The sequence below is a fragment of the Mesorhizobium sp. M0663 genome, from assembly GCF_040320585.1.
In the GTDB taxonomy this organism is placed as follows: domain Bacteria; phylum Pseudomonadota; class Alphaproteobacteria; order Rhizobiales; family Rhizobiaceae; genus Mesorhizobium.
In genome coordinates this window covers 34,893-48,169 of record NZ_JAMYPX010000007.1, presented here as the reverse complement: position 1 = coordinate 48,169, position 13,277 = coordinate 34,893, and the positions used below count along the sequence as shown (strand labels likewise).

The 13,277-nt window shown below is 61.2% G+C and carries 12 protein-coding genes; 8 read left to right on the top strand and 4 right to left on the bottom strand.

The features are described 5' to 3' along the window. The first annotated feature begins 186 nt into the window (after window positions 1–186). From NKI54_RS15425 to NKI54_RS15410, 4 genes are all read left to right on the top strand, one after another. On the top strand, window positions 187–1,587 hold the full coding sequence (locus NKI54_RS15425; protein ID WP_352636994.1) for an ArnT family glycosyltransferase: 1,401 nt from the start codon (window positions 187–189) through the stop codon (window positions 1,585–1,587). 94 nt (window positions 1,588–1,681) lie between these two features. After that, the gene (locus tag NKI54_RS15420) at window positions 1,682–1,981 is read left to right on the top strand and encodes a hypothetical protein (protein WP_352472757.1); all 300 of its coding nucleotides are present in this window, start codon (window positions 1,682–1,684) and stop codon (window positions 1,979–1,981) included. A 152-nt stretch (window positions 1,982–2,133) separates the two neighbouring features. Then, window positions 2,134–3,342 carry a hypothetical protein gene (locus NKI54_RS15415; RefSeq protein ID WP_352636995.1) on the top strand — a complete coding sequence of 403 codons (1,209 nt, stop codon included), beginning with the start codon at window positions 2,134–2,136 and terminating at the stop codon, window positions 3,340–3,342. A gap of 152 nt (window positions 3,343–3,494) precedes the next feature. After that, entirely contained in the window at window positions 3,495–3,836 is a 342-nt protein-coding gene (locus tag NKI54_RS15410) for a hypothetical protein (protein WP_352636996.1), read from the top strand. Window positions 3,837–3,852: 16 nt separating this feature from the next. Here the strand turns inward: NKI54_RS15410 and NKI54_RS15405 are convergent, their stop codons facing one another. The 4 genes from NKI54_RS15405 to NKI54_RS15390 form a co-directional block, all read right to left on the bottom strand. Continuing rightward, the gene (locus NKI54_RS15405; protein ID WP_352636997.1) at window positions 3,853–4,341 is read right to left on the bottom strand and encodes a GNAT family N-acetyltransferase; all 489 of its coding nucleotides are present in this window, start codon (window positions 4,339–4,341) and stop codon (window positions 3,853–3,855) included. A 1-nt stretch (window position 4,342) separates the two neighbouring features. Then, a complete protein-coding gene (gene gatB, locus NKI54_RS15400; RefSeq protein WP_352623263.1) occupies window positions 4,343–5,842 on the bottom strand; it encodes an Asp-tRNA(Asn)/Glu-tRNA(Gln) amidotransferase subunit GatB in 1,500 nt (499 codons plus the stop codon). A gap of 190 nt (window positions 5,843–6,032) precedes the next feature. After that, window positions 6,033–6,464, bottom strand: coding sequence for a CBS domain-containing protein (locus NKI54_RS15395; protein WP_023674810.1), 432 nt, complete (start codon window positions 6,462–6,464; stop codon window positions 6,033–6,035). A gap of 100 nt (window positions 6,465–6,564) precedes the next feature. Further along, window positions 6,565–7,335 carry a rhomboid family intramembrane serine protease gene (locus tag NKI54_RS15390; RefSeq protein WP_352623264.1) on the bottom strand — a complete coding sequence of 257 codons (771 nt, stop codon included), beginning with the start codon at window positions 7,333–7,335 and terminating at the stop codon, window positions 6,565–6,567. A gap of 392 nt (window positions 7,336–7,727) precedes the next feature. On the opposite strand from NKI54_RS15390, the gene NKI54_RS15385 reads away from it, so the two are divergent. The 4 genes from NKI54_RS15385 to NKI54_RS15370 all read left to right on the top strand — a co-directional run bounded on the left by NKI54_RS15385 (window position 7,728) and on the right by NKI54_RS15370 (window position 13,274). Further along, complete coding sequence (locus tag NKI54_RS15385) at window positions 7,728–8,366, top strand: PAS domain-containing protein (RefSeq protein ID WP_352492545.1); 639 nt, start codon at window positions 7,728–7,730, stop codon at window positions 8,364–8,366. 117 nt (window positions 8,367–8,483) lie between these two features. Next, the gene (locus NKI54_RS15380; protein ID WP_352570899.1) at window positions 8,484–9,101 is read left to right on the top strand and encodes a PilZ domain-containing protein; all 618 of its coding nucleotides are present in this window, start codon (window positions 8,484–8,486) and stop codon (window positions 9,099–9,101) included. A gap of 262 nt (window positions 9,102–9,363) precedes the next feature. Beyond that, entirely contained in the window at window positions 9,364–9,963 is a 600-nt protein-coding gene (locus tag NKI54_RS15375) for a transglutaminase-like cysteine peptidase (protein WP_352623276.1), read from the top strand. 203 nt (window positions 9,964–10,166) lie between these two features. Further along, window positions 10,167–13,274, top strand: a complete 3,108-nt coding sequence (locus NKI54_RS15370) for a class I SAM-dependent DNA methyltransferase (RefSeq protein ID WP_352636999.1) — start codon at window positions 10,167–10,169, stop codon at window positions 13,272–13,274. Window positions 13,275–13,277 lie beyond the last annotated feature (3 nt).

Genomic DNA, 13,277 nt, shown 5'->3' with positions numbered 1-13,277 from the left:
GGCAGCGGTCCAAAAGACTCGGCCGGCAAGTTTTTCAAGCCCTTGAGACCATCGTCCGCAAAATCTGCGAAACGAAACCGGCATCGTTGCAATTCGGCCAAAATCATGGTGCGGTCGTTCGCGGTCCAGAAACGCGGCACTATGCTCGGCTGGAATGAAAATGGTTTCTGGCGCGGATCTCGATCTTTGACACCGACATCTACCGAGCGGCTGCTCCCCTACCTCTTTCTGCTTGGGCTGATCGTAATCGCGGTCGCTTTCCGGCCACTGCTGCCCGTCGACGAAACGCGATATCTCAGCGTCACCTGGGAAATGTATCTGAGCGGACAGATCTTCGTCCCGACGATGAATTTCGCGCCCTATCTGCAGAAGCCGCCACTGCTGTTTTGGCTTATCGACCTTGTCTGGAATATTTTCGGCGCCAGCCGGCCGGCGGCGATGCTGGTCATCTTCGCCGCCTCCTCGCTCGTCATCTGGCTGACGACGGCGTTGGCAAAGACCCTGTTTCCGGGCCGCGACGACATCGCGCGGCGCATCCCCTGGCTGGTTGCCGGAAGCAGCGTGTTCGTCATCTATTCGACGCTGATCCTGTTCGACCTGTTGCTGACGGTCTTCGTGCTCGCCGCGCTGTTGTCGTTGATTGCCTTTGCCCGCAGCGGCAACCGCTGGCAGGCCGTTCTGGCCGGGCTGTTCATCGGCATGGGCGTGCTGACGAAAGGCCCGGTGGTGCTGATCCATATGGGCGCGCCCATCCTGTTCTACCCGTTCTGGCGCGACGGGCGGGTGGGACTGACGACACCGAACTTCCTCGCTGGAGTGGGCCTGGCCCTGCTCGCCGCACTAATTCCGGTGGCGATCTGGCTGGTGCCGGCGACCATCCTGACAAAAGGCAATTTCGTTTATGATCTCGTCTGGAACCAGTCGGCGGGGCGCGTCACCGGCAATTTGCGCAATTCGCACGGCCGGCCGTTCTATTTCTATCTGCTGCTGCTGCCCGTCATGTTCATACCGTGGATCTTCATACCCGAGGTGTGGCGGTTGAAGCTGCCCACGCGGATACGCAGCCTGATCGACGCGAAGTCGCCGGATCTGCGCGCCTTGCGCCTGCTGTCATTCTCGTTCGTTGCCGTGTTTCTGGTGTTCAGCGCGATATCCGGCAAGCAGCCTCATTATGTCGTGCCGATGTTGCCGTTCGTGGTCATCCTGTTCGGCTATTTCATGGCGGAGATCCCGCTCGCCAGGCTGAAGAGCTCGGCCATCGTCATGCTTGTCATTTTCGGCATCGGCCACGCGGTGGCATCGGCGACCGCGTTCAAACGCTATGATCTGACGCCGCTCGCCAACTTCATCGACGAGCGAAAGGATGCGGACTGGGCCGTGGCTTTCGACTATCAGGGCGAAGTCGGCTTCCTGGCCCGGTTGCAAAAGCCGTTCGAAAGCACCGACAAACCGGAAGAATGGCTTGGCTCGCATCCCAGCGGCTATGTCATCGACAAGGTTTCCAAGGATCCCGGCACTGCAGGGCAAATCGCGTTCCGGCTTCGCGTCGAACGCGGCTATCTCGTCGTGCTGAAGGGACAGCATTGACGATCGTCACCGGTATGCGAGTTCGTCCCCCGCGCGGGAGATGAAGGCGTTGCTGCTTCGTGGTTCCATCGCTCGATAGAACCGGGAGGTATTCATGCGCAAGCTCATCTCGACGACGCTTTTTGCCGTATCGCTCGCTGTGGCCGGCCTTGCCGCCGATCCGGCATGGAGCTTCAAATGTCAGTCCGGAACGATTGGGCAAGGCAGTTGCTCCTGCTCCGGGACCGCCGACTGCACCGATATGCGGCATTCCAAAATGTGCAAGGGCGACCTGAACTGCGGTTCGGGCAAATGTTCCTGCACGGCCGCATTGGTAGTCGACCCCGGCCCGAAAACCCCCAAGCCCAAGGTCGTCGCGCCGATGGCGACAACCAAAGGCGTCGTGAAGCAGTAGACACCCAATCCGAAAGGACGGCGGCGGCTCAACGTCGCTGGGCCTGCCCGATGTTTCGCGGTTCATCCCCCGTGCGGGCGATGAACCGCCATCGAAGAAATGCTGCTGTCTAGCCGGAGGGTGGTTTCCAACGACAGAGCGAGGATACCATGTTGAAAACCTGCACGATGCTGTTCATCTGCCTGATGGCGACCACCGCGGCGGCCCAGCCGCCGCCTTCGGGGCCGCCGGTTCCCAGTGCGGCACTTGCCCCATGCAACGCCACACAATCGAACAGGCCCTGCAAAGCCGAACTCGGCGTGTTCCTGATCACCAACACCGTCCGCAACCTGGCGCAAGCCAAGGTCGACGCCACCAACGCACAGCTGGCCGCCCAGGGACGATCGTCACGCGCATCGATCGAATCGCTGAAGCAATGGCGGCCGTCGCGCTTTGCGACGCAGATGCTGAACCAGCCGAACAGGTGGTTTGTCAAAGTTCCTTACATCCTGACCATCAAAGTCTCGATCCCGGTGACCTCCGACCGCCACATCGGCATTCCCATAGACGTCAACGTCTTCTGCAGCGGCTGGCAGACCGATTCCAGCCAGGTCATCATCCGCTCGCAACCCGGCCCGGCGAGCTTCGAGGGCGGCAACATCCTCGAAGACGTTTTCAACGTCGGCAATTACATCGACGCCCAGGTACGCAGCTCGTTTTCGGCACCTCTGCCGGTGACGACGCCGGTTCCAAATTCGAAATGCTCGGCCATAGACGGCTCCGATGCCGGCACGCAGGCCACCGGCGATGATCTCATCTTCTGGACGGTGCCGCGGCGCAACCTGGTGGTGACGGACGCCATAGCCAAGCCGACGGTTGAAGTGACCTTCGACAGCCTCACACGCCTGCCAGCCCGCGACTTCCACAACAATGTCGTCTATGCGGAATCCGAGGCCATAAACCTCAACGTCTATGCCAATGAGGACGGCGTTCAGAAAGCCCTGACGATGCGCGAAGGCGACGTGGCTGCGCTGAACCTTCCCGTACTCAGGCTCGACGCGCGAAAATACGATTCGCTGGTCGTCATCGGCAATGTCGACCAGCCGCCGAACGATCCCAGAGACAGCGCCTTCGCGGTAGCGGCCAAGACTGCGGGATTCGGTGCCGGTTCCAAGATCATGCAGATCCCGAAGTGGTATTCGAGGCCTCCGGACCAGTTCAATCACAAACCTACATGGGTCAGAGTTCCGGGCTATGAGCTGCACTATACGGTACGCTATCTCAACAGCGGCGGGCTGGCCGTCGACGGTGGAGCCAGTACGGTCCGGCCCCCAAAAGTCGCCGTTCCGATAAAGACGCCCATCAAGCCGAAAACGCCCTGACGCGGCCGCTCGCGGATGACGGCGGCGGTTCAGACCGCTGCCGCCATCCCCCGCGCGGCAGATGCGGCAGCCCCGGCTTCATGGCCTGATCTTGCGGGAACAAATTGCGCCGCTGCGCCACGAGCGAGCGGCGCCATCGATGGAGACAAACGATGCTGCACCTTCCCCTCACCATGCCCGCCGTCAGGATCATTGCGGCAATCTCGCTGCTTGCCTTCCCGAACTTCATGCCGCCGGTCACGAGCCCGGCGAACGCGCTACCGGTCAGCCAATCCTGCCGGATCACCACCTATTACAAGACGGCGGCGAAGGCGACGGAGGTTGGCGTGCGCTCGACGTGCCAGGGCGTCAAAAAATGGGGCGTCACCTCGAAATATTACGAGGTCGAAAAAATCGAAGCCGCCACGCCCCCGCACACGTCGGGCGGCGGCGGCAGCCTGCCGTGCGAGTTTCTCGCTGCCGGCTGCTCCAACCTGCCTGAGAAACGCAACTGAACGTCAGGCGAACGAGCTAGCCGATCGCCTTCTCCAAAACCAGCGCCGGCAATCCCGAGGCGCCGCCGCAATCGGCCGTGTTGCCGGCGGGCAAGAACCCTCTCGCGCGGTAAAAGGCAACGGCCGGAGCATTTGCTTCCTCGACCTCGACACGCAGCGTCCGGGCCTCCGGAAAGCTGGCCTCGATCTCGTCCAGCAGCGCCTGGCCGATGCCTTGCCTCTGCCAGGCCGGATGCACGTAAAGCTGGTTCAGCATGACGATCGCGGGATCCGTGGTGGCGGCGGCGAAGGCCATGCCGCCGATGCTTTTGCCGTCGTCGGCGACCAGGAACTCCGAGTTCGGCCGCGTCAGCCGTGCCTTGAGCGCGGCGATCGAATGCCATTCATCGGTGATTTCGGTAACCCGCGCCGCGCCATAGATGGCGTCATAGGTGGCATGCCACGTCTCGATCAGCAATGCGCGCACCGCCGCCAGATCGCGCTCGCCGGCGGTGCGGACGAACATCCTACTCGATCCCGAGCCTGGCCTTGACCAACTCGTTGACCGCCTGCGGATTGGCCTTGCCGCCGGTCGCCTTCATCACCTGGCCGACGAACCAGCCGGCCATGGTCGGCTTGGCGCGCGCCTGTTCGACCTTGTCCGGGTTGGCCGCGATCACCTCGTCCACCGCCTTTTCGATGGCGCCGGTATCGGTGACCTGCTTCATGCCGCGGCTTTCGACCAGCTGACGCGGATCGCCGCCCTCGTTCCAGACGATCTCGAACAGATCCTTGGCGATCTTGCCGGAGATGGTGCCTTCCTTGATCAGGTCGATGACAGCACCAAGCTGGTCGGGTGAAACAGGAGCGTTTTCAATGTCCTTGCCGGCCTTGTTCAAGGCCCCCAGGAGGTCGTTGATGACCCAGTTGGCGGCGAGCTTGCCGTCGCGCCCGGCCGCCACCTTCTCGAAATAATCGGCGACCGCCTTTTCCGATACCAGGATCGAGGCGTCGTAGGTCGACAGGCCGAGCGAAGCGATCAGCCGCGCCTTTTTGGCATCGGGAAGTTCCGGCAGGTCCTTTGCCAGCGCGTCGACATAGGCCTGGTCGAATTCCAGCGGCAGAAGATCGGGATCGGGGAAATAGCGGTAGTCGTGCGCTTCCTCCTTGGAGCGCATCGAGCGCGTTTCGCCCTTGTTGGGGTCGAACAGCCGCGTTTCCTGGTCGATCTTGCCGCCGTCCTCCAGGATGGCGATCTGGCGGCGCGCCTCGTAGTCGATGGCCTGGCCGATGAAACGGATGGAGTTGACGTTCTTGATCTCGCAGCGCGTGCCGAATTCACCGCCGGGCCGGCGTACCGAGACGTTGACGTCGGCGCGCAGCGAGCCTTCGTCCATATTGCCGTCGCACGTGCCGAGGTAGCGCACGATGGTGCGCAGCTTGGTGACATAGGCCTTGGCTTCATCGGCGGAGCGCATATCCGGCTTCGAAACGATCTCCATCAGCGCCACACCGGAGCGGTTGAGATCGACATAGGACATCGTCGCATGCTGGTCGTGCATCGACTTGCCGGCGTCCTGCTCCAGGTGCAGGCGCTCGATGCCGACCTCGATGTCCTCGAATTCGCCCTGCCGGTCCGGGCCGACCGAGACGATCACCTTCCCCTCGCCGACGATCGGCTGCTTGAACTGCGAGATCTGGTAGCCCTGCGGCAGGTCGGGATAGAAATAGTTTTTCCTGTCGAAGACCGATTTGTGGTTGATCTCGGCCTTCAGGCCCAGCCCGGTGCGGATCGCCTGCTTGACGCATTCCTCGTTGATGACCGGCAGCATGCCGGGCATCGCCGCGTCGACCAGGCTGACATTGGCGTTGGGCGCGGCGCCGAAAATGGTCGAGGCGCCGGAAAACAGCTTTGCCTGCGAGGTCACCTGCGCGTGGACCTCGAGGCCGATGATGATCTCCCAGTCGCCGGTGGCGCCGGGAACCAGGCGCTTGGCGTCGGGCGTGCGGGTGTCGATAATGCTCATAAGGGCCTGCATATTGAAATTGCGGATATGCGAGAACGCATATTTTGATGTGCAACTTCGCTAGTGCAAACCGCCAAAAGAGACAAGCGCAAAGCCGCAGGCGCCGACGCGGCACAGGCCCGCACCTGCCGCGACGAACTGCGATAGCAGCTTGAAAAATCGACCTGTCGGCAACCCGGCCGCCGTCGCCTCATGCCGTGGCGATATAGGCCCTGATCTCCTCGGCCTCGCGCTCGACATCCTCGATGCGCCGCTTGACCACGTCGCCGATCGACACGATGCCGTCGAGCAGCCCGTTCTTTTCCACCGGCAGGTGGCGGAAGCGGCCCTTGGTCATGATCTCCATGACCTCGTTGACGGTGTGGTTCTCATTGCAGATCTTCACCTTGGGCGTCATCGCCGAGCGGACGGCAAGGTCGAGCGCCGCCGCCCCCTCCTTGGCGAGAACCCGCACCACATCGCGCTCGGAAAGAATGCCGACGATCTTGTGATCGCCGTTGGTGATGACCAGCGCGCCGATCCTGTGTTCGGAAAGCATGCGGATGGCTTCGCTGAGCTTTTCGTTCGGCCCGAGCGTCACCACGTCGTGGCCTTTTGCCTCGAGAATTGCCTTAACAGTCATGGCGTCCTCCTCTGCATTTCCTGCCGGCTCCTGCCCTGGCCGGCTTTCCCTGGGATGAACATGGTGCGCCGCGATCGGTTGCATTTCAAGTGCGGCGGTCTCAGGTCTCCGGCTCGTCCGCCTGCCGGGGCACCTGCTCTCGCCGATCAAAAAACCGCAGGCCGAAGAAGCCGGCAAGAAAGCCGCCAATATGGGCTTCCCAGGCGATCTGGCCGTCAATGCCGGGCGCCAGGCCGAAGAGGCCGGTCGCGAGGTTGATCACCATCCACATGGCGAGAAAGGTGACGACGCCGCGCGAGCGCAGCACCGCCGCCATCGGCAAAGGCTGGCCGGCGAAGGCGGCCTTGCCCGACGAGCGGTCGATGCGGAAGCCGTAGCGTGCCGCCGCGCCCATCATGCCGGAAATCGCGCCGGAGGCGCCGACCAGCGGCGCCTCGCCAAGCGGATGCATGGCCCAGAACAGCGCCACCGCCGCCAGTCCGGTCGCGGCGAAGAACAGGCTGAAGCGCAGCGCGCCGAAGCGGTTGGCCAGCGGTGAGCCGAAGGCCGCAAGCCACACCATGTTGATGGCAAGATGGGCAAAGCCGCCATGCAGGAAGGCATATGTAAAGGGCCGAGAAAACAGGAACCAGTCGAAGCCGTATTGGCCAGTGTAGAGAACAGGAATGAAGGCCCCGTCGTACAATAGTGTCAACTGCTGGTCTTGGCTAAGCACATACTGCTGCATCAGAAAGACGACGACGCAGATGGCGATCACCGCCAGCACCACGGGCGGCAGGTTGAACACCGGCTCGCGGCGGCGCTCCGGTTCGCGGGCGACAGGCCCACCCTGGCCCTGCTCGATCTCCGGTGGGCTTTCTGGGTCGCTCATATGGCTTGCACTCAGTCGCTGGATTGGACTTGGCGAGCATGTAGATCACGGCCAACCGAATCACAAACGGCGAATCAGCAGCCCCGAATCAAAAAAGAAGCCGTCCAAGGTTTCCCTTGAACGGCTGGTCGAGCCCCCTTGCTCCCCCTGAACTCTTGACTGAAGTGCTGCCGATCGTCGCAAAACGACCGCTTCTGGAGTGGTTTTGGTGTGCCACAGGACTGGCAGGCGCGCAACGTAAACCAGTTGTTAACCTTAACCGCCCCGACCCGTGAACAAGTATTAACGATGCTGGCACGCATCCTGCTCCGCAACGCATGTAGGTCTTCGGAGGGCGCCCTTCTGTTCACCGATGGGACATCAGAAGACAGAATGCGCGGAGCAGCATTAGCATGAACCAGACCGGATCGATCACGCTGTTCCATTATTGGAACCGGTTGCGTGACGGACGCCCTGCCCCGAAACGCTCGGAAGTCGAACCGGCCGATATCAAGTCGCTGCTGGCCGACACGTTCATCCTGGAAAAGGACACGCGCGGCGAAGCGGTGTTCCGGCTGGCCGGCACCAGGCTCTGCGCGGTCTATGGCCGCGAACTCAAGGGGTTTTCATTCCCTTCACTGTGGCGCGAGAAGGACCAGCGACTGATTTCGAAGCTGACCGATGGCGTCTTCGACCTGAAATCGGTGATGCTCATCACCTATGAGGGTTTCAGCCGCAACGGCCGGTCCAACAGGTTCGAGCTGCTCGCGCTGCCGCTCGACGGCGGTGTCGAGAGCCCGCGCTGCCTCGGCGTGATAAGCGCCGTCGAAAAACCCTTCTGGCTGGGTGCCGACCCGGTTCTCGACGCCTTGATCGATTCGATCCGTGTCGTCGATCCCGACAAGGAGCCGATGTTCCTGAAGAACCGGCCGGCGATAGAGGTTCCCTCGCTCGCCCCATCGGAATTCGACCCGCCCGAGACGATTTCGGCGCTCGGCCAGGCTCGCCGCATCCGTCACCTGGTCGTCTTCGACGGCGGACGCGAGGAATGATGCCCAAAGCTTAAAGCAACAGCGCCGGGCTTTCCCCTTTGTTAACCTGCTTTGTTGTAGTTTTCCGCTGAAATTCCCCGCATCCATGCGCGGAATGCCGAACGGGGTATGGCAGTGATGAGGTCAGCGGCGGTCGACCATGCGCCGTCCCAAGCTGAAAGGCGTAACTTTCAGCGCGTCCGCGTGAAAATTTACGGACGCTTCATGCTGGAAGACCGCACCGAACATCCCTGCCAGGTGGTCGACATGTCGCCCGGCAACGTTGCGCTGCGCACCGAGCGCGCCGGCCTGGCTGGCGAAAAGGTCATTGCCTACATCGATCACATCGGCCGCATCGAAGGCGTCATCACCCGCACACTGCAGGATGGCTTTGCGATGACCGTCATCGCGTCGGAGCGCAAGAGGGACAAGCTCGCCGCGCAACTGACCTGGCTTGCCAACAAGCACGAGCTCGACCTGCCGGAAGACCGCCGCCATGAACGCGTCGCACCGCGCAACCCGACGAGCGTGCTGCAGCTTGCCGACGGACGCCAGTACCAGTGCCGCATCATCGACCTGTCGCTGTCGGGCGCGGCGATCGAGATCGACGTCAAGCCGGCCATCGGCGTCCAGGTGACGCTGGGCACCATGCGCGGCCAGATAGTGCGGCATTTCGAAGATGGCCTCGCCATCGAGTTCGCCGTCATCCAGCGGCCGGAAACGCTCGATACCGAATTCAGCTCATCGCGCGGCTGACGCGGAAGCGTTAGCACTATCGGGAAGAGAGGCTGGCGATCCTTCGCGCCCCCCTCTGTCCCGCCATCCTGGCTGTTCGAACGGTGCGACGAAGCATGGGAACATGCCCGGCTGGAATCCTTAAACAATTCTATATTCAATTGCGTCAAATTTTATGTTTATTCTATTGGCGTTTTACTTAATGTCTACTTCGCACTTTTGCGTCAAATAAATCCAGTCGTGTCATTGTCTCCTCAAACGGGGAGACTGAATAATGAACAGGATGAGGGGCAAGCTGTTGCTGGCGGCAATAGCGATGCAGCTTTTCGGTTGGGGGACTGTAAACGCGGCGGAGCCGGCCTTCATGCACACCGGCGGCCGCACCACGCAGCCGGTCGGACACTACGAATTGTGCCAGCAGCTTCCGCAGGAATGCAATCAGAGGACGCCTGGCCGGGCACCCGTCGAGCTGACCCGCAAGCTGTGGGCAACGATCGTCAAGGTCAACAATTCGGTCAACAGCAGGGTCGCGCCGCGCACCGACATGGAAATGTGGGGCAAGGAGGAAGTCTGGTCCTTTCCCAATAGCGGCTTCGGCGACTGCGAGGACTATGCGCTGGAAAAGCGCCGCGAGCTGATGAGCATCGGCGTGCCGGCCGGCGATCTGCTGATGACGGTGGTGCGCCAGCGCAATGGCGAAGGCCATGCGGTGCTGACCGTGCGCACCAGCCTTGGCGAGTTCATCCTCGACAATCTCCAGCCCAAGGTGCTGTCCTGGACCAATACCGGCTACACCTACCTGAAGCGCCAGTCCGAGCGGAATTCCGGCGCCTGGGTGACGATCAACGACGGCCGCTCCGACGCGGTCGCCAGCGTCCGCTGAGGACGCGACGCAAAACCCGGTCGAGTCCCCACCCTCCCCGTCCCCAACGACCGGGTTTAAGGAGCCGGCCCCGTCCCCGGGCCGGCTCCACCATTTCCGGGTGGGACCTAGCCCAGAAAATAGTCGCAGTTATCCAGCTTCGTTTTCGACGCATACCGTCTTTTGCGTTGTCATCCACGGCTTGCGGTGGGTAGTTTGGCCCCATGGGGGAAGTCCTGGCCGACACCGAAAAATTGGAAGCCTTGATCGCTGAGGCGCGTGCCTCTGGCGGTTCTGAGCTCGCCAACTATCAGCTTTTCATCGAGCGCCTGTGTATCGCGCTCAATCTGCCGCGTCCCGCGATGGCGCAGGAGCAGAATCAACTGAACGACTACGTTTTCGAACGCCGGGTGGATTTCAAGCATCCTGACGGCACTCGCTCGGCGGGCCGAATCGATTGCTATCGACGCGGCTGTTTCATTCTCGAAGCCAAGCAGTCCGGCAAGCGTCAAGCCACCAAAGTCGATCCCAGCCAGCTTCTGCTGCTCCCGGAAGACGCAGCCCAACGCAAGCCCGGTCAGGCCAAACGCGGCACGCGCGGCTGGGACCAGGTGATGCTCGCTGCCCGCAAACAGGCGGAGGACTATGCCCGCGCCCTGCCGGTTGAGCATGGCTATCCGCCGTTCCTGCTGGTGGTGGATGTTGGCAATACTATCGAGGTTTTCGCCGACTTCTCCGGTCAGGGCAAAAACTACGCCCACTTCCCCGACCGTCAGACCTTTCGCATAGGCATGGACGATCTTCGCGACGCGAAAATTCAGGCGCGGCTGCGGGCGATCTGGACGGACCCGCTAGCACTCGACCCGACCCGTATATCGGCGGAGGTCACGCGCGACATAGCAGAACGCCTGGCCAAGATCGCTAAGCGACTGGAAGGCAAGCACGACGCGAAGGACGTTGCCGAATTCCTCATGCGGTGCCTGTTCACGATGTTCGCGGAAGACGTGAAGCTTATCCCCGAGAAGGGCTTTCAAAAGCTGCTGGGCCAGATGAAGGACACGCCCCAGCACTTCGTAGCGGCGCTGGAGAGCCTGTGGGCAGTGATGGATGGCGGAGGCTATGCGCCACACCTCAACGCCACCTTGAAGAAATTCAACGGCTCGCTGTTCAAAAAGCGGGCCGCGCTCCCGCTCGACAGGGACGACATCAACGAACTCTGGATCGCGGCAGGCAAGGATTGGTCGGATGTGGAGCCTGCGATTTTCGGCACGCTTCTTGAGCGTGCTCTCAATCCGCGCGAACGGTCAAAGCTCGGTGCGCACTATACACCGCGCGCCTATGTCGAGCGTCTTGTCGTGCCGACCATCATCGAGCCGTTGCGCGCCGACTGGGAGCTGGTTCAGGGGCAGGTGAAGGAGTTGCGCGACAAGGGGGACCATGCCGGAGCCTTGGCGGCGGTCAAGGCCTATCATCACAAGCTCTGCACCACGCGGGTGCTAGATCCGGCCTGTGGCACTGGCAATTTCCTCTATGTCAGTCTTGAGCTGATGAAGCGGCTCGAAGGTGAGGTGCTGGAGGCCCTGGACGATCTGGGTGAGGATCAGGGGCGGTTCGCCATGGAAGGTGAGACGGTCAACCCGCGTCAGTTTTATGGGCTTGAACTGAACCGCCGCGCTGTCCCCATCGCCGACCTCGTGCTGTGGATCGGCTACCTCAAATGGCAGCTCAAGACCGCCGGTCTAGCCTCGATCACGGAACCTATTTTACATGCTTATGGCACGATCAGAGAGCAGGATGCAGTGATCGCCTATAATCGGCAGGAATTGCTACGGGATGCCAGCGGACGGCCTCTTTCGCGCTGGGATCGTGTGACAAAGAAACTGCATCCAATTACGGGCGAGGAAATCCCTGATCCCGGCGCACAAGTGCCGCTCTATAGCTATGTCAACCCGAAGCGCGCATCTTGGCCGGAGGTCGAATTCATCGTCGGCAATCCGCCCTTTATAGGCGGCAAGGACATACGACAGGAGCTTGGCGACGGTTATGCGGAAGCTTGCTGGGCGGCGCGTCCGCATATTCCAGGCGGGGCGGATTTCGTCATGCACTTCTGGGACGAGGCTGCGACCCGCCTTTTACGGAAGCCAACCAAGGACGCCACGAATCCCCTGCGACGCTTCGGCTTTATCACGACCAATTCCATCACCCAGACCTTCTCGCGACGTGTCATCGAGCGCCATATGGTCGCCAAGGAGCCTCTGTCTCTGGTCTTCGCAATACCCGATCATCCATGGCTAAAGGCCGCGGACAAGGCCGCAGTTCGCATCGCCATGACCGTTGCAGAGAAGGGTGATCGCGAGGGTGTACTGGCTGAAGTCTTGGCGGAGATGGGGCTTAATACAGACACTCCCCAGGTCCAACTGGACCAACAGGAGGGCAAAGTCCGAGAAAATCTTGTTGTTGGAGCAAACACCGCATCCGCGAAGCCATTGCTTGCGAACGAAGAATTATCGCGACCCGGCGTAAAGCTACACGGCGCTGGCTTCATCGTTTCCGTTAGCCAAGCCCAAGCACTTGGGCGCGGAACGATTGCAGGCGCTGACGAACATATCCTCCCCTATCTTAACGGTCGAGATATTACCGCCCGTTCACGAGGGGCCATGGTAATCGACCTGTATCCGCTCGACATTGACGAAGTCGGCAGCCGCTTTCCAGCTATTTACCAACACGTTCTGGAGAACGTAAAGCCGGAACGTGACCACAACCGGGACAGCGATATTCGGGCAAACTGGTGGCTATTTGGACGTGTACGCACCGAATTTCGCGACATGGTCCGCGCCCTTCCGCGTTACATCACGACCGTTGAGACGGCGAAGCATAGGTTTTTCCAGTTCCTAGACGCAAGCATTCGACCGGACAACAAGCTGATTGCTGTCGGTCTCGCGTCCGCCGAACATGCCGCCGTGCTTTCCTCGCGTCTGCACGTTGTTTGGTCCATCGCTAAGGGTGCATGGATGGGCGTCGGCAATGATCCCGTCTACGCAAAGAGTGAGACGTTCGAGCCATTTCCGTTCCCGGTTGCCGTTGATCCGAGACTGACATCCATGGATCCTCTCTATGCTCAGCAAGAACGCCTTCGCGAGCTTGGCGAACGGCTGGACGTTTTCCGCAAGACACAGCTCGCACAGCACTTCTTCCTCACGATGACTGGTCTCTACAATGCGCTGGAACGCCTGCGCGAGTTAGAAAACGGCTGTGACGTGCCATCCCTGACCGATGCTGAGCGCAATGTGCATCAGGCAGGACTGATCTCGGTGCTGAAAGGAAATTCATGATGA